The sequence below is a fragment of the Curtobacterium sp. AG1037 genome, from assembly GCF_003349855.1.
Taxonomy (GTDB): Bacteria; Actinomycetota; Actinomycetes; order Actinomycetales; family Microbacteriaceae; genus Curtobacterium; species Curtobacterium citreum.
In genome coordinates this window covers 73,051-93,641 of sequence record NZ_QQAO01000009.1, presented here as the reverse complement: position 1 = coordinate 93,641, position 20,591 = coordinate 73,051, and the positions used below count along the sequence as shown (strand labels likewise).

The window sequence follows — 20,591 nt, the reverse complement described above, 5'->3', positions numbered from 1 at the left end:
TGCTATGCTGGTACCCGTTGTTCGCAGGGGGTTCACCTCGGCGGGCAGTGATCCTCGATAGCTCAATTGGCAGAGCAGCCGGCTGTTAACCGGCAGGTTGTTGGTTCGAGTCCAACTCGGGGAGCAGGCAGGCCCTCACCGTTCGTGGTGGGGGCCTTCTCGCGTTCCGGGGCGGCGCGCGTGTGCATGCGCGTGTGCGTGTGCGTGGCCCGTGCGTGCGCGTGGCCCGTGCGCCGAATCTCGCGCTGGCGGACGAGACTTGCGTCGGGAGCCGCGAGACTTGTCCGCTGGGCCGAGTCTCGTGGCAGCCGGCCGGGGCGGGGCCGGGCCGGGCTGGCTGCGCCGGGTTCGCAGGTGGCGCCCGGACGGAACCTGTTAGCGTTCACAGGTGATCACCCTGCGCCGCGCCATCGCAACGACGGTCGTCGTCGCCGGGGCGCTCGGGCTGGCGGGGTGCACGGCCGGGGTGGAGCCTGAACTGGACGGTTCGGTCGACGCGACCTCCGGTGCCGAGGTCGCGGCATCCGGCAGCGCGCCGATCGTGTTCGCGTTCGTGTGCCGCACGGGGCAGGGGACCGCGACGGAGACCTACACGACCTACTCCGCCGCGTGGGAGGCCGACCGCACGGACTGCACCGCGAAGCCGATCACCGGGACCGAGATGTCCGCGCAGCAGCAGGCCGCGGTCCGCGCAGCGGACGACGCAGTCGACCTGCGCGACCTCGCGGCGACCTGCGCGGAGCGCGGGGTCGCACCGTGGACGGCCGCCGTCGAGACGGACGACCAGGCGCGCGTCGCCGCCGGTCTCCTCGAGTACTGCCCCGGCCACCCGGAACGGGACCGTCTGCAGGAGGCGCTGCTCGCCCACCGGAGCTGAGCCGCGCCTCCAGGCCGGCCCGGCGGGAGCGCCGTACCGGCACCGCTCCGTGCTGCGTCAGCCCTCGGGGTGGTCGCGGCCGGGGAGCCAGGACTTGCCGGGGACGCCCCAGCTGCTCTTGCGGACGGCCTTCGCCGCCTGCTTGGCGTACGGGTGCACGAGCCGGTCGGCGTACAGGTAGCCGTCGAGGTGGTCGTACTCGTGCTGGAAGATCCGGGCGAGCCAGCCGTGGGCCTCGACCTCGAACGGGGTGCCCTCGGCGTCGACGGCGCGGAGCAGGACACCCTCGGCGCGGCGCAGCGGGAAGCGCTCGCCCGGGATCGAGAGGCAGCCCTCGGACTCGTCGTCCTCGTCGAGCTCCTCCACAGCCTCGGGCACGAGCGGGCTCGTCCACAGCACGGGGTTCACCGCGACGCCGCGGTGCAGGACCTCGTCATCATCGGTCCATGCGTACACGAAGAGCCGCTTCCCGACACCGACCTGCGGACCGGCCACGCCCACCCCGGGGGCCAGGTCCATGGTCTCGAACATGTCGTCCACCAGGGTGCGCAGGTCGTCGTCGAAGACGGTGACCTCGGCTGCGCGCTCGTGCAGGACGGGTTCGCCGGTGATGCGGATGGGGAGAACGGCCATTCACCCAGGTTATCCGGCGGCGACCGGTAGCCTCATTGCGTGACGACGGACCTCCCGATCCCGGATGCGGTGAACCTGACACCCTTCCAGGCCCTGATGATCCCCGTCGCCCTCGTCGGTGCGGTCTTCCTGTCGCTCGGCGCGCAGTTCCAGAGCCGCGGCGTCCAGCGGGTCGAAGCCAAGCTCGGTCGGCAGTCCAAGGGGCTCTCGGTCCGGCACGTGCTCGCGTTGCTCGGCAGCGGGTACTGGGTGCTCGGCACGCTCATGCTCGGGCTCGCGGTCGTCCTGCAGCTCTTCAGCATCACGAACGCGCCGCTCATCGTCGTGCAGCCGCTCGGGGCGGTGGCCCTCGTCATCACGACGTGGTTCTCGTCCCGGTCGAGCGGCCTGCCGCTCGGGCAGCAGGCCCGTCGTGCCGTCTGGACGTGCATCGTCGGCGTGGGGATCTTCGTCGCGATCGCGGCCTTCGTCGGTCGCGAGAGCGCGATCGACGCCGCCCAGCTGACGACGATCCTGCTCATCCTGGTCGTGGTGCTGGCGGTCGTGCTCGTCTCGTTCCGGTTCGCCGCGAAGCACCAGGTCGCGCTGTACTACATCGTCGCGGCCGGCGTCCTCTACGGCTTCGTCGCGACGCTCGCGAAGGTCGTGCTCAACCGGTTCGTCGCCGGCACGTTCGACTGGCTCACGGTGCTCGCGATCGTCGGGGTCGTCGTCGCGGCGGCGCTCGGCGGGTACTTCGTGCAGAACGCGTACTCCAGCGGCTCGGCCGACCTGGTCATCGCCGGGCTCACGGTGATCGACCCGATCGTCGCGGTCGGCATCGGTGTCCTGGTGCTCGGCGAGGCCGAGGGGGCGCCCTGGTTCGCCGTGCTCGGGTTCCTCGTGGCCGCGGTCGTCGCGATCACCGGGGTCTTCCTGCTCGCAAAGCACCACCCCGAGTCGCGCAGCTGACCAGCGGCGCTGTGCGCAGCTGACCAGCGGCGCTGTGCGCAGCTGACCAGCGGCGCTGTGCGCAGCTGACCAGCGGCGCTGTGCGCAGCTGACCAGCGTCGCTGCGCGCAGCTGACCAGCGGCGCTGTGCTGCGCGCTGCGGCTCGGCGGCCCCGCCTGTCCACCGCCCGGGTCCGCCGCGAGGCGGACGCACCCCTCGGGAGCCGTGCGGTACCGTCGAGGACCGACCAGCACCCGCCCACGAGAGGACGACGCCAGCCGTGTCAGAGGACGCCACCACCGCCACCGCCGAACCGACGGGTGCGACGGGCGGCTCCCGACCGCTCCGTGTCCTGATCGCGGCGGACACCTTCCCGCCGGACGTCAACGGCGCCGCCACGTTCGCCGAGCAGCTCGCCGTCGGCCTCGCCGAACGCGGGCACGAGGTCCACGTCGTCGCCCCGGCCTCGAGCGCCCACCACGGCACCTTCGACGAGGAGCACCGCGGCGTCACCCTCACGGTGCACCGCCTGAAGTCGTACAAGTGGCCGTGGCACGCGTGGCTCCGCTTCGTCTGGCCGTGGAGCGTCCGGAAGTGGACCGGCCCGATCCTCGACGCCGTGCAGCCCGACGTCGTGCACATCCAGTCCCACATCGTCATCGGGCGCGGGATCGTGCAGGAGGCCCACGAGCGCGGCATCCGCGTGGTCGGCACGAACCACTTCATGCCCGAGAACCTGCTCGAGTACACGCCGTTCGGTCGGTTCACCCTGCCGATCGCGCTCAAGATCGCCTGGAACGACGCGGCCAAGACCTACCGGCTGGCCGACGCGATCACGACGCCGACGGTGCTCGCCGCCGACTACCTGCGCAAGGCGATCGCCGGGCAGCAGGTCCTCGCGATCTCGTGCGGCATCGACGCCTCCCGCTACACGCCACGACCGGGACGACCGGCGACGAACGAGATCGTCTTCGTCGGCCGCGTCGCCCCCGAGAAGAACCTCGACGTCCTGGTCCGGGCGCTCCCGCTGCTCCCCGCCGAGCTGCAGGCGCACCTGACCATCGTCGGCGGCGGCGAGATGATCCCGAAGCTGACGGCGCTCGTGCACGAGCTGGGCCTCGACGACCGGGTCCGGTTCGCGGGCTTCGTCACCGACGAGGCGAAGCGGCAGGCGCTGACGAACGCCACCGTGTTCGCGATGCCGTCGACGGCCGAGCTGCAGAGCATCTCCTCGCTCGAGGCGATGGCGTCCGGGCTGCCCGTCGTGGCGGCCGACTCGATGGCGCTCCCGCACCTGATCGACGGCAACGGGTACCTCTTCACCCCGGGTGACGCGGCCGACCTCGCGGCGAAGCTCACGACGGTCCTGACCGCGTCGGACGAGGACTACACGACGATGCGCGAGCGCAGCCTGGCGATGATCGAGGCACACGACATCAACCGCACGCTGTCGACGTTCGAGTCGCTGTATCGTGGGGAAGCGGTGGCCTGAACGGTCTCCGAGGGGCGGTAGCCAAGCTGGTCAAGGCAGTCGGCTCATAACCGAACGATCCGCGGGTTCAAGTCCCGCCCGCCCTACGCGAAACGCCCGAGGAAGGCTGACCCGTCTCCCATGCAGTTCAAGCGCAAGCACGACGAGTCGGAGGAGCACGGCCCGACCCCGAACGTGATGTTCGAGACGACCCAGGCGGGCACCGGCGTCCGGGTCAACGCCTTCCGGATCGGCTTCACGGGGGCGCTCGGTGTCCTGATCGCCCTGCTCGTGGGCACGATCGTCAGCGAGCTGAGCACGGTGCTCGTCTACATCGGTGTCGCCCTGTTCCTGTCGCTCGGCATCGACCCGCTGGTGTCGTTCCTCGAGCGGTACATCCCGCGGTGGTCGGCGATCACGATCGTCGTCGTCGGGGTCCTGGCGGCCTTCGCCGGGATCGTCTTCGCGGTCGTCCCGATCCTCATCCAGCAGGCGACGAACCTCATCCAGAACTTCCCCGAGATCGTGCAGGACATCTCGCGCCAGGAGTGGGTGCAGGACCTGTCGAAGCAGTTCGCGGGCTCGTTCGACATCAACCACGCCCTGCAGTCGTTGCAGTCCTTCGTCGAGGACCCGGGCAACCTGCTCAGCCTGGGCGGCGGCATCCTGGCGGTCGGCGGCGGGATCCTCTCCGGGCTCACCGGTGCCGTGATCGTCATCATCCTGATGCTGTACTTCCTGGCGTCGATGCGCGGCCTCAAGTCGATGGCGTACCGGTTCGTCCCGGCGACGCGGCGCGAGAACTTCATCGACGTCAGTGAGCAGATCACCCAGGCCGTCGGTCGCTACGTCGTCGGGCAGATCAGCCAGGCGCTCATCAACGGCATCCTCAGCCTGGTGTTCCTGCTCATCATCGGGGCGCCGCTGCCGGTGCTCCTGGCGACCTTCGCGTTCCTCGGGTCGCTCATCCCGCTCGTCGGCACGCTGGCCGCGGCGATCATCATCTCGCTGCTCTGCCTGTTCGCCTCGCCCGCGACCGCACTGGCCGCGGCGATCTACTACCTCGTCTACATGCAGGTCGAGGCGTACCTCATCTCGCCGCGCATCATGTCCCGGGCGGTGCAGGTCCCCGGGGCCCTCGTGGTCATCGCGGCGGTGGCCGGCGGCACGATCGGCGGTGTCCTCGGCGCGCTCGTGGCCGTCCCGTTCGCCGCGTCGGTGATCATCATCGTCCAGAAGGTCATCTACCCCCGCCAGGAGCAGTCGTGACCGAGCCGTCCCTGGCGGACCACGTCGCCGAGCGCGACCGCTGGGCCCGCAGCGCGCGGGGACCGCTCGCCCTGGTGACGACGCAGCTCGTCGAGCAGCCCCAGCCGGTCTGGCCCGTGCCGGGGCGGTGGGCGCCGGCTCCCGGTGGGCTGACGGTCACGGCCGACGCTGCGGACGGCATCGTCGTCGACGGCGTCCCGGTCGACGGCGCGGTGCTCGTCGCCGGCGACCGGGCGGTCGTCCCCTCGACGGTCGCGTTCGCGGACGGCACGGCCGCCACGGTGCACGGACACACGCTGCGCGTCTGGGACCCGGCGAGCGAGGCGCTCACCCGCTTCGACACGATCGCGCGCTTCGATGCGTCCCCGACACACCTCACCTCCGGCAGGTTCCGGGCGACCACCGGCCAGGAGGACCGTGGCAGCGTCGTCGACGCCGCCGGCGATCCGCTCGTGGTCGCCGGCACCGTCTCGACCGTGATCGACGGCGTCCCGCTGGAGCTCCTGGCGGTGCGTTCGGCGGTCCACAACGGGGTCGCCCGCCTGCAGCTCATCGTGCAGGACGCCACGAGCGCCCTGCCCGAGGACGACCCCGGCAGCTCGTACTCGATGGGCCGCTTCCTGTACCTCGACGACCCCGGTGCCGATGCGCCCGGCGCCGACGGTCCCGGCGCCGATGGGTCCGGTGCCGAGGTGCTCCTCGACTGGGACCGCCTCGTCCTGCCGCCGTGCGCGTTCTCGTACCAGTTCGCCTGCCCGATCCCACCCGAGCAGAACCGGATCCCGGTCCCGCTCCGCGCGGGGGAGCGCCACCCGGTCGACGCCACCGGAGCCGTCCTGCACTGAACGGTGGGCACTGACGTCGCCGGGATCCCTGCGGCCCGGGTGTGGCGTTCGCAGCCGGTGCCATGCATAATGGGCGTGTTCGCAAGGACATCACAATCGGATACCGATGTCCCGTTCCGGGGCTCCGCACCACAGGTCGATGGGGAAGTCGCACCTGACGAAGCGGAGGAATCGTGAACGGAACGACGACCGGGGTGCTGTACGTGCACTCCTCACCACGCGCGCTCTGCCCGCACGTCGAATGGGCGGCAGGTCGCGCGATGAGCCGCGCCGTGAACTTCTCGTGGCTCGACCAGCCCGCGCTCGACGGCTCCCGTCGGACGGAGTTCACCTGGACCGGACAGGTCGGCACCGGCGCGGCGATCGCTTCTGCCCTGCGCGGCTGGGAGCACCTGCGCTTCGAGGTCACCGAGGAACCGACGGCGGAGTCCGACGGCGGCCGGTGGATGCACACGCCGGACCTCGGCGTCTTCTTCGCGCAGACCGACGTGTCCGGAAACATGGTCGTCCCCGAGGACCGGGTCCGCTACGCCATGGAGCTCGCCGGGAGCAACGCCCTCGAGCTGCACCGGGAGCTCCGCCTCGCGCTCGGTCAGGCCTGGGACGACGAACTCGAGCCGTTCCGCCACGCCGCCGAGGGCAACCCCGTCGTCTGGTTGCACCGCGTCGGCTGACCCGAACGGTTCCTCCCGCACCTCGGACGCCGTCCGCTCCCTCCGGAGCGGGGGGCGTCCGTCGTTCCCGGTGCCCACCGGCCCGCGCCGATCTGTCCAGACCCGCACGAGCCTCGCCCCGGCGGACACCTTCGCGGCGTCAGAGCCGCGAAAGTGTCCGCGGGGCCGAAACTCGCGGCAGCGGCGTCGGGTACGACGGGCGTGCCGGGGCCGACCACGACGCGGCGGAGGCCCGCCCTGCGGACGCAGGACGGGCCTCCAGGCCGTGACCGGGGATCAGACGGAGCGGAACGCGACCACGGCGTTGTGCCCGCCGAAGCCGAACGAGTTGCTGACCGCGAGCAGGTCGCCCGCCGGCAGCTCGCGCGGCGCGGTGGCGACGTCCATGACGATCTCCGGGTCCTGCTGCGTGAGGTTGATCGTCGGCGGGGCGACGCGCTCGTGCAGGGCGAGGACGGTGAACGCGGCCTCGATCGCGCCGGCACCGCCGAGCAGGTGCCCCGTGGACGCCTTGGTCGCCGAGACGACCACGTTGTCCAGGTGGTCGCCGAAGACGCGACGCATGGCGTGGTACTCGGCGACGTCGCCCACCGGGGTGGAGGTGGCGTGCGCGTTGACGTGGACGACGTCCTCGCGGGCGGCGCCGGCGTGCTCGAGCGCCGTGATGACCGCGCGGGCGGCGGCGCTGCCCTCGGGGTCCGGGGCGGTGATGTGGAAGGCGTCCGAGGTGATGCCGGCACCGGCGACCTCGGCGTAGATCTTCGCGCCGCGGGCCTCGGCGTGCTCCTTGGTCTCGAGGATCAGCGCCGCGGCGCCGTCACCGAGGACGAAGCCGTCACGCGTGACGTCGTACGGCCGCGAGGCGGTCTCGGGGGAGTCGTTGCGGCGCGACAGCGCCTGCATCGCGGCGAACGCGGCGAGGGGCAGCGGGTGCAGTGCGGCCTCGGCGCCACCGGTGATGACGATGTCGGCCTCGCCGGACGCGACGTGGCGGTAGGCCTCGGCGAGGGACTCGGTCGAGGACGCGCAGGCCGAGAGGTACGTGCGGGCTCCGCCGCGGGCGCCGAACTCCATCTCGATGGCGGCGGCGGGGCCGTTCGCCATGAGCATCGGCACCGTCATCGGCATGACGCGGCGCGGGCCCTTCTCGCGCAGGGTGTCCCAGGCGTCGAGCAGCGTGTTGACGCCGCCGATGCCGGTCGCCCAGTCGACGATGAGGCGCTCGGGGACGACGGTCTCCGGGTCGATGCCGGCGTCGGCCCAGGCTTCGCGCGCGGCGACGAGCGACAGCTGCGACGACGGGTCGAGGCGCTTCGTCTCCGGGCGGGTGAGCTGGTCGGTGAGGAACCGGCGGCCCTGGCCGGCGAACTCGACGGGGAGTTCGAGCTCGGCGTAGCGCGGGTCCTCGATGCGGGTGATGCCGGACTTGCCGGCGAGCAGCGCCTCCCACGTCTCCGGGGCGGTCGCGGCGAGGGGCGTGATGGCACCGATCCCGGTGACGACGACGGTCTTGTTGGTCATGGAACGACGTGTTCTTTCGTTGGACGAGCTGGCTCGCGTGGGGAGCCGGGGGTGGACGAGACGAGCGCCGCGGCCCGCGGCAGTTCCGCCGGGGCCGCGGCGCTCAGGAAGCTCGCGTCAGGCCTGCGCCTTGACGATGAAGTCGACGGCGTCGCCCACGGTCTTGAGGTTCTTGACCTCTTCGTCCGGGATCTTCACGTCGAACTTCTCCTCGGCGTTCACGACGATGGTCATCATCGAGATCGAGTCGATGTCGAGGTCGTCGGTGAACGACTTGTCGGCGGCGACGGTGTCGGTCGCGATGCCGGTCTCGTCGTTGATCAGCTCGGCCAGGCCGGCGAGGACTTCTTCGTTGGACAGGGCCATGAGGGTTCTCCTTGAGGGGGGTGTCGTTTGACCGTGGGACAGCCTAGGGCACGGGCTCGGTCCGTGCGCGGAGGCGCGGGGGACTAGGGGAGGACGACCACCTGGGCACCGAACACGAGTCCGGCGCCGAAGCCGATCTGCAGGGCGAGGCCGCCCGACAGTTCCGGGTGCTCCTCGAGCAGGCGGTGCGTGGCGAGCGGGATGCTCGCGGCGGAGGTGTTGCCGGTCGTGGTGATGTCGCGGGCGATCGTCACCGTGTCCGGCAGGCCGAGCTGCTTGGCGAACTCGTCGATGATCCGGATGTTCGCCTGGTGCGGCACGAAGGCGGCGAGGTCCTCGGGGCGGACCCCGGCGGTCTCGAGTGCCTGGCGGGCGACCTTGACCATCTCCCACACGGCCCAGCGGAAGACCGTTTGTCCGGCCTGGCGCATGGTCGGTCGGGGTGCGCCGGCGGCCCACTCGTTGTAGGTCGCGGTCATGCCGATCGCGTCCCACTTCGAGCCGTCCGAGCCCCAGATCGTCGGGGCGATGCCGGGGAAGTCGCTCGGGCCGACCACGGCCGCGCCCGCCCCGTCACCGAGGAGGAACGAGATGGAACGGTCGGTCGGGTCGACGACGTCGCTGAGCTTCTCGGCGCCGACGACGAGCACGTGGTCGGCGAGACCGGACTTGATGAACGAGTCGGCCTGGGCGATGCCGTACGCGTAGCCGGCGCACGCGGCGCTGACGTCGTACGCCGCGGCCGGGGTGGCGCCGATGCGCTCGGCGAGCAGGGACGCCATCGACGGGGTCGCGACGGTGTGCGTGACGGTGCTGACGAGCACGACGCCGATCTGCGACGGCTCGATGCCGGCCTTCGCGATCGCCTCGCGCGCGGCGGCCTCGGCGAGGTCGACCGCTTCGACGTCTGCGCCCGCGCGCTTGCGGGTCACGATGCCGGTGCGCTGCCGGATCCACTCGTCGGAGGAGTCGATCGGGCCGACGAGGTCGTCGTTCGGCACGACGTTCTCGCCGCGGGCGGCGCCGAACGCGAGGATGCGGGTGAACTCGTGGCCGCGACGCTGCTGCAGCAGCGGACGGGAGGCTCGGGGAACGGCCGTCCCGTCGGTCGCGGGGGACGGCGTGGTCGCGTCGGTCATGCGGTTGCGTCTGCTTCCTGGCCTGCGGACTGGTCGCGGTCGCGCTCCAGGAGCTCGACGGCGGCGGGCAGGTCGTCGGGGGTCTTGATCGCCACGGTCGGGGTGCCGCGGAGGCCGCGCTTCGCGAGACCGACGAGGGCACCGGCCGGGGCCAGTTCGATGATGCCGGTGACGCCGGCGGCGGCGAAGGATTCCATCACGGCGTCCCAGTGCACGGGGTTCTCGATCTGCTGGACCATCAGGTCGACGAAGCGGCGGCCGTCGTCGACGCGGGAGCCGTCGGCGTTCGTCCAGATCGGCAGGCTCGGGTCGTCTGCGGAGGCGGCGGCCGCGACCGGGGCGACACGGGCGACGGCGGGGGCCATGTACCGCGTGTGGAAGGCGCCGGCGACCGCGAGCGGGATGACGCGGGCCTTGGCGGGCGGCTCGGCGGCGAGGGCGGCGATGCCGTCGGCGGGACCGGCGACGACGGTCTGACCGCCGCCGTTGTGGTTCGCGGGGACGAGGCCGTGCTGCTCGAGCGCCGCGGCGACCGCGTCCGGGTCGCCCCCGAGGACGGCGGCCATCGAGGTCGGTTCGAGGGCGGCGGCGTCGGCCATGGCCCGGCCGCGCTCGGCGACGAGCGACACGGCGTCGGTCGGCTCGAGGACCCCGGCGACGGCTGCGGCGGTGAACTCGCCCACCGAGTGGCCGGCGACCCCGCCGACGAGGGCACGGCGGCCGTCGGCGAGCAGGGCGTCGGCGGTCACCAGACCCGCGGCCACGATGAGCGGCTGCGCGAGCGCGGTGTCCTTGATGGTGTCGGCGTCGGACTCGGTGCCGTGGTGCGCGAGATCGACGCCGATCGCGTCGGACCACGCACCGACGCGGTCACGGACGGCGGCGTCCTCGAGCCAGGGGGCGAGGAAGCCGGGGGTCTGGGAGCCCTGTCCGGGCGCGACGACGACGATCACCCATCGATCCTTCCTGCCGCGGCGGCCGAGGAGCGTGTGGACTTCCGACAGCGATCCGCCGGAGACCTTGTGCGATCCCTATCGTCGCGCCCTATCGTCGCGTCGGGGGCCGACGTCGGCCGGTGCTCGACTCCGACATCGCGCCGAGGATGAGCGCCGACTGCACGATCAGGGCGTCGCGGGCGTGCGTGGCGTCCCACCCGATGACGTCGGCCACGCGGCGGAGACGGTAGCGGACGGTGTTCGGGTGCACGAAGAGCTCGCGGGCCGTGGCCTCGAGCGACCGACCGGTGTCCAGGTAGCACCAGAGCGTCTGGAGGAGCTCGGTGGACTGGTCCTTGAGCGGCACGTAGATGCGCTGGACGAGGGCGGACCGGGCCAGCGGGTCGCCGGCGAGGGCCCGTTCGGGCAGCAGGTCGTCCGCCAGCGCCGGGCGTGGGGCGCCGCGCCAGGCCCGCGCGACGGCGAACCCGGCGAGGGCGCCCTTCGCGCTGGTCGACGCGTCGACGACCCCGGGGACCTCGTTGCCGAGGACCAGGTGGCCCTCGCCGAACGACGGTTCGAGGGCCTGGGCGATGGCGGTGAAGGAGACGGGTTCCTCGCCCTCGGGGACGTCGTCCCGCGGGGTGGCACGGCCGATGACGACCACGAGCCGCGATCCCTGCACGCCGATGAGCACGTCGGCGTCCATGTGCCGTGCGGTCCGCCGGATCTGGTCGACCTCGAGCTGCTTCGGGGCGTTGCCGACGAGGACCGCGACCTCGCCGTGGCCGTGCCAGCCGAGCGCGGCGATGCGGGAGGGCAGTTCGTCGTCGTACTCGCCGGACAGGATGGAGTCGACGACGAGGGCCTCGAGCCGCGCGTCCCAGAGCCCACGGGCCTCGGCCGCGCGGGCGTAGACGTCGGCGGCGGCGAAGGCGATGTCCCGCGAGTACTTCAGGATCGCCTCCTGCAGCATCTCGTCGTCCTTGGCGCGTTCCTCGACGACGGTGACCACCACGCGGATGAGCTGCAGGGTCTGCTGCAGGCTCACCGAGCGGAGGAGCTCGCGCGGCGCGGAGCCGAACACGTCGGCGGCTGCGATCCACGGCGTCGACGCGCTGCCCTCGAGCCACGAGATGAACGACGTGATGCCGGCTTGTGCCACGAGCCCGACGGCCGAGCGGCGCCCCGGGGGCATCTCGCTGTACCACGGGAGGGTGTCCTCGAGCCGCTTGATCGTCGCGGTCGAGAGTTCGCCCGACACCTGCCGGAGCCAGGAGAGCGCGCGGTCGCGATCGCTCTCCCGGCCCACGGCGGTGTCGGTGCGGGGGGTGCTCACCTGCTGATCAGCTCTCGCCGCCAGCGCTGCCGGTCGTGCCGGCGGTGACGTCGTGCAGGCGGTAGCGGTCGATCGCCTGCTGGACGACGGCCTGGTCGACCTTGCCCTGGCGGGCGAGCTGCTGCAGCGTCCGCACGACGACCGAGGGGCCGTCGATGTGGAAGAAGCGGCGGGCGGCCGGACGCGTGTCCGAGAAGCCGAAGCCGTCGGCGCCGAGCGTGGCGTAGTCGGTCGGCACGAACGGGCGGATCTGCTCCTGGACCTGGTGCATGAAGTCGCTCACGGCGACGACCGGGCCCTCGGTGCCGAGCAGGCGCTCGGTCACGTACGGGGTGCGCGGCTGCTCGTTCGGGTTGAGGAACGCGTGCTGCTCCGCGTCGAGACCGTCGCGGTACAGCTCACCCCAGCTCGTGACGCTCCAGACGTCGGCGGACACGCCCCAGTCCTCGGCGAGGAGCTGCTGCGCCTCGAGGATCCACGGCACCGCGACACCGGACGCGAGCAGCTGGGCCTTCGGGCCGTCGTGCTCGCTCGGCTTGAGCAGGTACATGCCCTTCACGATGCCCTCGACGTCGACGCCCTCGGGCTCGGCCGGCTGCACGAGCGGCTCGTTGTAGACCGTGAGGTAGTACATGACGTTCGGGTCGGCGTGCTTCGGCGAGCCGTCCTCGTTCGTGCCGTACATGCGCTCGAGGCCGGAGCGGACGATGTGCCCGATCTCGTAGCCGTACGCCGGGTCGTAGGACACGACCGCCGGGTTCGTCGCGGCGAGGAGCAACGAGTGGCCGTCGGCGTGCTGCAGGCCCTCGCCGGTCAGCGTGGTGCGGCCGGCCGTGGCGCCGATCATGAAGCCGCGGGCCATCTGGTCGCCTGCGGCCCAGATCGCGTCGCCGGTGCGCTGGAACCCGAACTGCGAGTAGAAGACGTAGACCGGGATGAGCGGTTCGCCCTGCGTCGAGTACGAGGTGCCGACCGCGGTGAACGCCGCGAGGGCGCCCGCCTCGTTGATGCCGACGTGCACGATCTGGCCCTGCGGGCTCTCCTTGTAGGCCAGGAGGAGCTCGCGGTCGACCGACGTGTAGTGCTGGCCGTTCGGGTTGTAGATCTTCGCGGTCGGGAAGTACGCGTCCATGCCGAACGTGCGTGCTTCGTCCGGGATGATCGGGACCACGCGGTCGCCGAAGTCCGGGGACCGGAGCAGGTCCTTCAGCAGGCGCGCGAACGCCATGGTCGTGGCGACCTCCTGCTTGCCGGAGCCCTTCTTCACGACCTGGTACTTCGCGTCCTCGGGCAGGGTGAACTGCGTGTACTTCGTCCGGCGCTCCGGCACGTACCCGCCGAGCTCGCGACGACGCTCGTGCATGTACTGGATCGCCTCGTCGTCATTGCCCGGGTGGTAGTACGGCGGCGTGTAGGGGTTCTCCTCGAGCTGCGCGTCGGAGATCGGGATGCGCATCTCGTCGCGGAACTGCTTGAGGTTGTCGAGCGTGAGCTTCTTCATCTGGTGAGTCGCGTTGCGGCCCTCGAAGCTCGGGCCGAGGCCGTAGCCCTTGACGGTCTTCGCGAGGATGACGGTCGGCTGGCCCTTGTGCTCGGTCGCGGCCTTGAACGCGGCGTAGACCTTGCGGTAGTCGTGGCCACCGCGCTTGAGGTTCCAGATCTGGTCGTCCGAGTAGTCCTTGACCAGTTCGAGCGCCTTCGGGTCGCGCCCGAAGAAGTTCTCGCGCACGTAGGCGCCGTTCTCGGCCTTGTACGTCTGGTAGTCGCCGTCCGGCGTGGCGTTCATGAGGTTGAGCAGCGCGCCGTCGGTGTCGCGGGCGAGCAGGTCGTCCCACTCGCGGCCCCAGACGACCTTGATGACGTTCCAGCCGGCACCGCGGAAGAACGCCTCGAGCTCCTGGATGATCTTGCCGTTGCCGCGTACCGGGCCGTCGAGGCGCTGGAGGTTGCAGTTGATGACGAAGTTCAGGTTGTCGAGCCCGTCGTTCGCCGCGACCTGCAGCTGACCGCGCGACTCGACCTCGTCCATCTCGCCGTCGCCGAGGAACGCCCAGACCTGCTGGTCGCCGGCGTCCTTGATGCCGCGGTTGGTGAGGTACTTGGCCTGCTGGGCCTGGTAGATCGCGTTGATCGGGCCGATGCCCATCGACACGGTCGGGAACTGCCAGAAGTGCGGCATGAGGCGCGGGTGCGGGTACGACGACAGGCCGCCGCCGGCGTGCGACTTCTCCTGGCGGAAGCCGTCGAGCTGGTCCTCGCTGAGGCGGCCTTCCATGTAGGCGCGGGCGTACATGCCGGGGGAGGCGTGGCCCTGGAAGAACACCTGGTCGCCGCCGGACGCGTGGTCCTGCGCGCGGAAGAAGTGGTTGTAGCCGACCTCGTACATCGCGGCGCTCGACGCGTAGGTCGAGATGTGGCCGCCGACGGCGATGCCGGGGCGCTGCGCGCGGTGCACGGTGATCGCGGCGTTCCAGCGGATCCACCGGCGGTAGCGGCGCTCGAGTTCTTCGTCGCCGGGGAACTCCGGCTCGTCCTCCGGCGCGATCGTGTTGACGTAGTCGGTCGTCGGGACCATCGGCACGCCGAGGTGCAGCTCGTTCGAGCGCTTCAGCAGGCTCTGCATGATCTCGCGGGCCCGCTGGTGGCCGTGCGTCGCGACGAGACCGTCGAGCGATTCACGCCACTCTGCGGTCTCCTCCGGGTCCTGGTCGGTCCCTGCGGTGCTGCGCGGGTCCTGGTCGTTCACCGTCACCCTTGACCTCGTTCGTTCTCGTGGTGGTGGACATGGTGGTTCCCGTTCGGGTCGGGTCGGGTCGCGACCGGCGGGGAAACCCACACCACTCTAGGCCCCACCACCGACCGGCAGCCTGATGGTGACGCGCAGGTGGACACGCGCTTGCATTCGGGTGCCGTCGGCGTACGATTGCCGATCGTGCACGCGCGACCCGCGCCTGCGCACGCGACACGGGCACACCCCACGCCCGAGGAAGAAGCACGCACCGATGGCCCTGGAGATCGGCTCGATCGCGCCGGACTTCGAACTCCCGAACCAGTTCGGGGAGCACGTCCGCCTCAGCGATTTCCGTGGCGTCCGCCCGGTCGCCCTCGTCTTCTTCCCCCTCGCGTTCTCGTCGGGCTGCACCAACGAGCTGTGCGCCCTGCAGGACAACATCGCGATGTTCCAGGACCAGCGGGTCGAGCTCATCGGCGTCTCCGTCGACTCGAAGGCCACGCTGCGGTCGTTCGCGGAGCAGCACGGGTACGACTTCGAGCTCCTCGCCGACTTCTGGCCGCACGGTGCCGTCTCGAAGGAGTACGGCGTCTTCCTCGAGAAGAAGGGCTTCGCCACCCGCGCGACCTTCGTCATCGACGTGCAGGGCCGCATCAAGGCGTCGATCATCACCGAGCCCGGACTGCAGCGCGACGTCGCCGAGTACCGCGCGGCGCTCGACCGGCTCGCCGCGTGCACCGCGCCCGTCCCGGTCGGCTGAACCTCCGCCCCGGTCGCCTGGACGAGCACTACGCGCCGTACCCGGTGACGGCCGACCCGACCACGTGGTCGCTGCAGCGCACGGTCGTGTCGACCGGCGTCGGCCTGGTCGTGGTGCACCACCGACCGGGTCCGCGTCCCGTCGTGCTGCTGCACGGCGTCGCGGGGTCGTGGACGACCTGGACGCCGGTGCTCCGGGCCGCTGACGGCGTCGGCGACCGGGGCCTGGTGCTCCTCGACCTGCCGGGCTGGGGCGCGTCGCCGCCGCCGGAGCGCCCGGTGGACGTCGACGCGGGCGCCCGCGTGGTCGTGGACGTGCTCGATGCGCTCGGGGTGGCCACCGCGGACGTCGTCGGGCACTCGATGGGCGCGTTCGTCGCGCTCCACCTGGCCCGCACGGCCCCCGACCGGGTGCGCTCGCTCGGTCTGGTCTCCGGGACCACGACGGCGACGGTCCGCGCCGCCGCCCACCCGCTGTGCGCGCTCCGGACGCTGCCGGCGTTCACGCTGCTCCGCGCGGGGGTGCTCGTCACGGGTGGTGCCGCCCGGGGCATGCTCCGCGGGCTCGCCCGGGTCGGGGTGCTGCCGCTGCTGGCCGCCCCGGTGTTCGCCCACGTGCGGCGGCTCGACCGGAGCGTGCTCGATGCGTTCGTGCAGGAGTTCCGCCCGGAGCTGTTCGCCCTGACCGCCCGCGCCGCCGCGGGGTACGACGTCGACGGCTGGCGGACGGTCAGCGTGCCGGTCGCCGCGGTCGTCGGACGCGGGGACGTGTTCGCCCGTCCGTCGGACCTCGCCGACCTGCGCGCTCTCCTGCCCGCCGTGCGCACGGCGGTGCTCGAGGACTGCGGGCACTTCGCGCACGTCGAGCACCCCGCCGCCGTCGCTCGGTTCACCGGGCTGCTGCCGACCCCCTGACGGACGTCCTGACGCGTTCAGCGGGACAGCGCCCGCGCCGGGAACGTCTCGGCGACCCGCGACCGCACCTCGGCGACGACGGTCCGTCGCATCCCGGGCGAGAAGAGCGCGTGGTCGCCGTCCGGGACCTCGACGACGGTCAGCCGGGCGCCCCACCGTCGGACCGCACGGCGCCCGCCGAACCGGTCGAACAGTGCGACGTCCTCGGGGGTGGCCACGACCACGACGTCGGTGCCACGGTCGAGGACGGGTCCGAGGTGGCCGACCACACTGCCCAGCGCACCCCGACGGGCGATGCGGTCGCGGAGACCGGCCGGGACCCAGCGGTTGTACGGACCACGCAGCCAGCGGCGCAGCGGGGAGGCGTCCGCGACCCCCTGTGCGGTCTCGGCGTACGACCCCGGCGCGGCCGGGGTGCGGCGGTAGTCGTTCGGGCTGATCTCGACGACGAGCCGCGGGTGCTCCTCGACCGCCCGGCCGGCGAGCCAGGCGCCGGCGCACATCCCGACGATCGCCAGTCGCTCGGCGGGCACGCGCAACGCGGCCACGACGGCTCGCTGGTCGTCCAGCCACTCCTGGGCGAACAGGAACGCCTGCTCGTCCGCGTGCACCGGTGAGCTCTCGCCCGTGCCACGGCGGTCGACCCGGACCACCCGGACGCCGTCGCGGGCCAGGACCCGGGCGAGGTCGACCTGGTAGTCGGTGGCGCCCGTGCGGTGTTCGGCGCCGCCGTTGTGCAGGACGACGACGGGGGCGTCCTCGTCCTGCGCCGACGACACCGTCTCGACGGCGAACAGCCCGTGCGGGCCGATCCGGAGGATGCGCTCGGCGACGCGGTCGTCGACGTCCAGGACCTCGTCGAGCGCCGGCGCCGTGGTCGACGTCGCGACCGCGGGTGCCCAGGCGTCCAGCCGGTCGACGATCCTGGCGACCGCTGCCCCGGGGATCCGCGCGTCGATGCTCGTGCCGTCGAGCAGCTCCGCGGTGCCCGGGACCTCGAGCACCTCGGCCGACCCGAGGGCCCGGGGCGCGCGGGAGCCGGGCCGGACGACCGCGATCGTCGGACCGCTCCGCGCCGGGTAGGTCAGTGCCTCGACGACCGCGACCTCGGCCGGCGGGAGGTCGATCCCGACGAGCGACTCGACCCCGTCCACCGTGAGTGCGCCGCTGACCGACACGGCCGCGAGGGCACGCTGGCCCCGGAGCCATGCTCGGCCCGAGGCCGGGGCGTCCCAGACGACGAGCGCGTCGTCGTCCCTCGCGGCGGTCGCCGCGACGAGCCCGGCCGAGGCGAGCCCGACGAAGGCGATGTGGTCGACGCCCGCGCGGCGGAGCAGCGCCGCCGCGTGCCGGGCCGACCGCACCTGCGCGTCGGGTGCCGGGTCGTCGGCGGAGTCGCCACGTCCGGACGGGTCGTAGCGCACCGAGGCCACGCCACGATCCTCCAGGCCGTCCGCCAGCAGGCGGAGCGTGCGGTACGCGATCACGCCCTCCTGCCCGAGCGGCGGGCAGAGGACGACACCGGCGCGTGCGGCGTCGGGGAGCTGGACGGCGACCCGCATCGCGGGACGACCGGACCAACCGTGGTACGTGTTCACAGGCCGAGGGCCGCGCGGACGTCGCCGTCCCAGCGGTCCGGAGCGGTGCCGTGCAGCGCGAACAGGGCGATCGTGATGCGCTCGAGACCGAAGGCCAGGCAGGCGCTGTGCGCGACCGCGCCGTCCTCGGTCCGCAGGCCGAACGACGTGCCGAAGTGGTCCTCGTGCAGGTTCGCCGAGCTGATCGCCGTCTCGGGCAGGTCCGGGCCGTACACGTGCGTGACGAACTCGAACTTGAGCGACTGCTCGACCTGGTTGCGGGCGAGGACCTGCCCCACCCGTCCGAAGAACGGGTCGTTCGCGGGGACGACGTCGATGCCGAGACCGAAGGACTCGAGCAGCGCGCGCATGCCCGGGATGCGGTCGTCACGGTGCGCCCGGGCGGACGCCGGGGTGCCGACGTGCACGAACTCGTGCATGTGGAAGGCCTGCAGACGCATCGGGTCGAGCGACGGCTCGCGGCGGAACGAGTCCCCGAGGACGTCGAGGTTCCGACCGCCGGCGGGCACGACGTCGTCGATCAGCCCGTAGACGGGGTGGCAGACCGCCGGGGTCAGCATGAGGTCGGCCGGCTCGAGGAACGACTCCCAGCGCTCGCCACGGTCGCGGGCCGCCAGGAGTGCGCGGTGGGCGCGGTCGTCGCCCGTGAAGCCCGACACCGCGGCCGCGAGGTCCGGGAAGGACGCGATGTAGTCGGTGCGCTCGAAGGCGGCGAGGGGCTCGACGGGCGGGAAGCGCAGGACGTCGGCGTCGAGGTCGGCCTGGCTCCGGACCGCGGCGGCGTCGACGGCGGCGTACACGCGCTCGAAGACGCCCGTGCGGCCGTAGAGACCGGGGGAGCCGAGGGCGAGCAGGACCCCGTCGGCGATCAGGCGCCCGCGGAGGTCGGCGCGCGCGGCGTCGAGCGCGGTGGGGGCCTGGGCGGTGTGCTGTTGTTCGGTGGGCTGGGTGATGGTCACAGCAGTGCTCCCGTCATGAGGGCGAGGTCGGCGTCGGCGGCGAGGAGTCGGTCGTTCGCCACCATCACCGCGGCGCCGTGCGCGTCGCGGAGGTGGCGGCCGAGGCTGGTCGGGCCGCTCGCGGCGTACCCGGCGATCCCGACGATGCGGAGGGCCCGGGTGACGAGGTCGGTGACGCGCTCGGAGGCGCCGACCTTGAGCGCGTTCGCGGCGAGGGCGTGGGCGGGTGATCCGAGGGTCTCCGGGTCGTCGGCGGCCTCGTCGAAGCGGTCGGCCGACCGGCGGACGGTGTCGCCGAGCGCCTGCAGGTCGACGAGCAGCTCGGCGAGGCGCAGGGCGGACGGCGGGGTCGTGCCGAGCGAGGCGCGGGCCTGCTTCCGGACGGCCGCGCGGGCACGGTCGGCGGCGTCGGCGGCGATGCCGAGCCAGACCGAGGCCCACAGGACGTGCGAGACCGGGAGGACCGTCGTCGCGGAGATCGTGGCGTAGTCCTCCGGGAGCACGAGGTCGGCGTCCGTAGCGGCGTCGAGCACCCAGCCGTGGCTGCAGGTCCCGCGGAGGCCGAGGGTGTCCCACGTCGACGTCTGCGTCAGCGTGGTGTCCGAGGGCAGGCAGACGACCAGGCGCTGGTCGGACGGCGCCGCGTCGGGGGAGCGGCGGGCGGTGACGAGGACCGCGTCGGCCTCGGTGGCGTACGAGATCACCGGCGCGTCCTTGCGCAGGTGCACGCGGCCGTCGGCGGACGTCTCGACGGCGCAGGTGCTGCGGCGGGTGTCGCCGCCGACGCCGCGCTCGGTGGTCGCGGACGCCACGAGCGCCCCGTCACGGACGGCTTCGACCGTGCGGGCGATCCCGTTCGAGGGGCCGCCGTGTCGCCAGAGCGCCATCGCCTGGCCGTGGTGCATCGCGAACACCATGCCGGTGGCGGCGCACGAGCGGCCGAGGGTGGTCGCGATGCGGGAGAGTTCGGCGAGGGTCGCGCCCTCGCCACCGAGCCGGACGGGCACCGCGGCGGCGAGCAGGCCGTGCTCGCGCATCGCGACGATGGCCTCGCGCGGGGGTCGGGCGTCCCGGTCGACCTCGTCCGCGTGGCGGGCGGCGACCTCGGCGACGCGGGCGGCGCGCTCGGCGAAGCGGTCCGGAGGAGCCGGAGCGTCCGCGACGGCCGGTGCCGTTGCGACCGCGGCGGCGGGAGTGGCCGAGGCGGCCGGTGCGACCGCGGCGGCCGGGGCAGCTGGCCCCGACCCGGCGGGGCGGTCGAGCACCGGGGCGCTCACGCTGCCGCCCCCGTCGGGGTGCCGGTGCCGACGAGCGCCGTGGTGGCCGCGGCGACGAGGGCCTCGACCGTGGCGAAGGTGGAGCGGTGCAGCAGCGCGTCCGGGAACTCGGTGTCGAGGTCGTCCTCGATCGCGAGCATCACGGTCACCGAGGCGTGCGAGGTCAGACCGAGCGTGTAGAGGTCCGCGATCGAGGCGACGTCCCGGGCGTCCACGGCGAGCCGGCCGTGGTCCGCCAGGGCGCCGCGCACGACCTGCTCGACCTCGCTGGCGTCGGGTGCGACAGCGGTGGCGACGGGGTTCGGGTCCTGGTCCATGCCCGCCACCATAGGGACGAGCGAGCCTCGGGAAG

General features: G+C 72.5%; 19 protein-coding genes and 2 tRNA genes. 10 read left to right on the top strand and 11 right to left on the bottom strand.

The annotated features are described in order from the left end of the window. Positions 1-51: 51 nt before the first annotated feature. Both DEU32_RS13225 and DEU32_RS13220 read left to right on the top strand, forming a co-directional pair. Positions 52-124 (top strand) — tRNA-Asn (locus DEU32_RS13225). Positions 125-388: 264 nt separating this feature from the next. Continuing rightward, complete coding sequence (locus DEU32_RS13220) at positions 389-877, top strand: hypothetical protein (protein WP_114850955.1); 489 nt, start codon at positions 389-391, stop codon at positions 875-877. 57 nt (positions 878-934) lie between these two features. On the opposite strand, the gene def is transcribed toward DEU32_RS13220, so the two are convergent. Continuing rightward, complete coding sequence (gene def / locus DEU32_RS13215; RefSeq protein ID WP_114850954.1) at positions 935-1,510, bottom strand: peptide deformylase; 576 nt, start codon at positions 1,508-1,510, stop codon at positions 935-937. Between the two features lie 39 nt (positions 1,511-1,549). Between def and DEU32_RS13210 the strand changes: the two genes are divergently transcribed. From DEU32_RS13210 to DEU32_RS13185, 6 genes are all read left to right on the top strand, one after another. After that, positions 1,550-2,461: a multidrug DMT transporter permease gene (locus tag DEU32_RS13210; RefSeq protein ID WP_181819293.1), complete on the top strand. Its 912-nt coding sequence runs from the start codon at positions 1,550-1,552 to the stop codon at positions 2,459-2,461. 260 nt (positions 2,462-2,721) lie between these two features. Beyond that, entirely contained in the window at positions 2,722-3,933 is a 1,212-nt protein-coding gene (locus DEU32_RS13205; RefSeq protein ID WP_114850953.1) for a glycosyltransferase, read from the top strand. Positions 3,934-3,944: 11 nt separating this feature from the next. Further along, a tRNA-Ile gene (locus tag DEU32_RS13200) sits at positions 3,945-4,019 on the top strand. A gap of 34 nt (positions 4,020-4,053) precedes the next feature. Beyond that, a complete protein-coding gene (locus tag DEU32_RS13195) occupies positions 4,054-5,181 on the top strand; it encodes an AI-2E family transporter (protein ID WP_114850952.1) in 1,128 nt (375 codons plus the stop codon). Further along, positions 5,178-6,026 (top strand): DUF1684 domain-containing protein, encoded by an 849-nt coding sequence (locus DEU32_RS13190; protein WP_114850951.1) that lies wholly within the window; start codon positions 5,178-5,180, stop codon positions 6,024-6,026. The genes DEU32_RS13195 and DEU32_RS13190 overlap by 4 nt, the downstream gene beginning before the upstream one ends. 173 nt (positions 6,027-6,199) lie before the next feature. After that, a complete protein-coding gene (locus DEU32_RS13185) occupies positions 6,200-6,700 on the top strand; it encodes a DUF3145 domain-containing protein (protein WP_058741346.1) in 501 nt (166 codons plus the stop codon). A gap of 276 nt (positions 6,701-6,976) precedes the next feature. On the opposite strand, the gene DEU32_RS13180 is transcribed toward DEU32_RS13185, so the two are convergent. The 6 genes from DEU32_RS13180 to aceE form a co-directional block, all read right to left on the bottom strand. Continuing rightward, complete coding sequence (locus tag DEU32_RS13180; protein ID WP_114850950.1) at positions 6,977-8,221, bottom strand: beta-ketoacyl synthase; 1,245 nt, start codon at positions 8,219-8,221, stop codon at positions 6,977-6,979. A gap of 117 nt (positions 8,222-8,338) precedes the next feature. Beyond that, a complete protein-coding gene (locus tag DEU32_RS13175) occupies positions 8,339-8,587 on the bottom strand; it encodes an acyl carrier protein (RefSeq protein ID WP_058741348.1) in 249 nt (82 codons plus the stop codon). Between the two features lie 83 nt (positions 8,588-8,670). After that, positions 8,671-9,726 (bottom strand): beta-ketoacyl-ACP synthase III, encoded by a 1,056-nt coding sequence (locus DEU32_RS13170; RefSeq protein ID WP_258554876.1) that lies wholly within the window; start codon positions 9,724-9,726, stop codon positions 8,671-8,673. Beyond that, complete coding sequence (locus DEU32_RS13165) at positions 9,723-10,679, bottom strand: ACP S-malonyltransferase (protein ID WP_114850949.1); 957 nt, start codon at positions 10,677-10,679, stop codon at positions 9,723-9,725. Before DEU32_RS13165 ends, DEU32_RS13170 begins: the two co-directional genes overlap by 4 nt. A gap of 91 nt (positions 10,680-10,770) precedes the next feature. After that, positions 10,771-12,000, bottom strand: a complete 1,230-nt coding sequence (locus DEU32_RS13160; RefSeq protein ID WP_114850948.1) for a CdaR family transcriptional regulator — start codon at positions 11,998-12,000, stop codon at positions 10,771-10,773. Positions 12,001-12,007: 7 nt separating this feature from the next. Further along, entirely contained in the window at positions 12,008-14,752 is a 2,745-nt protein-coding gene (aceE, locus tag DEU32_RS13155) for a pyruvate dehydrogenase (acetyl-transferring), homodimeric type (RefSeq protein WP_114850947.1), read from the bottom strand. A 250-nt stretch (positions 14,753-15,002) separates the two neighbouring features. On the opposite strand from aceE, the gene DEU32_RS13150 reads away from it, so the two are divergent. Both DEU32_RS13150 and DEU32_RS13145 read left to right on the top strand, forming a co-directional pair. Then, positions 15,003-15,491: a peroxiredoxin gene (locus tag DEU32_RS13150; RefSeq protein WP_114850946.1), complete on the top strand. Its 489-nt coding sequence runs from the start codon at positions 15,003-15,005 to the stop codon at positions 15,489-15,491. Beyond that, a complete protein-coding gene (locus tag DEU32_RS13145; protein ID WP_114850945.1) occupies positions 15,464-16,405 on the top strand; it encodes an alpha/beta fold hydrolase in 942 nt (313 codons plus the stop codon). Before DEU32_RS13150 ends, DEU32_RS13145 begins: the two co-directional genes overlap by 28 nt. A 17-nt stretch (positions 16,406-16,422) precedes the next feature. Here the strand turns inward: DEU32_RS13145 and DEU32_RS13140 are convergent, their stop codons facing one another. From DEU32_RS13140 to DEU32_RS13125, 4 genes are read right to left on the bottom strand one after another with little or no spacing between them, the layout of a single operon-like run. After that, the gene (locus DEU32_RS13140; RefSeq protein ID WP_114850944.1) at positions 16,423-18,003 is read right to left on the bottom strand and encodes an alpha/beta fold hydrolase; all 1,581 of its coding nucleotides are present in this window, start codon (positions 18,001-18,003) and stop codon (positions 16,423-16,425) included. Continuing rightward, positions 18,000-18,962, bottom strand: a complete 963-nt coding sequence (locus tag DEU32_RS13135; RefSeq protein WP_220152788.1) for an amino acid--[acyl-carrier-protein] ligase — start codon at positions 18,960-18,962, stop codon at positions 18,000-18,002. The genes DEU32_RS13140 and DEU32_RS13135 overlap by 4 nt, the downstream gene beginning before the upstream one ends. Beyond that, on the bottom strand, positions 18,959-20,239 hold the full coding sequence (locus DEU32_RS13130) for an acyl-CoA dehydrogenase family protein (RefSeq protein ID WP_220152787.1): 1,281 nt from the start codon (positions 20,237-20,239) through the stop codon (positions 18,959-18,961). The genes DEU32_RS13135 and DEU32_RS13130 overlap by 4 nt, the downstream gene beginning before the upstream one ends. Next, positions 20,236-20,556, bottom strand: coding sequence for an acyl carrier protein (locus DEU32_RS13125; protein ID WP_114851008.1), 321 nt, complete (start codon positions 20,554-20,556; stop codon positions 20,236-20,238). The genes DEU32_RS13130 and DEU32_RS13125 overlap by 4 nt, the downstream gene beginning before the upstream one ends. Between the last annotated feature and the right edge of the window lie 35 nt (positions 20,557-20,591).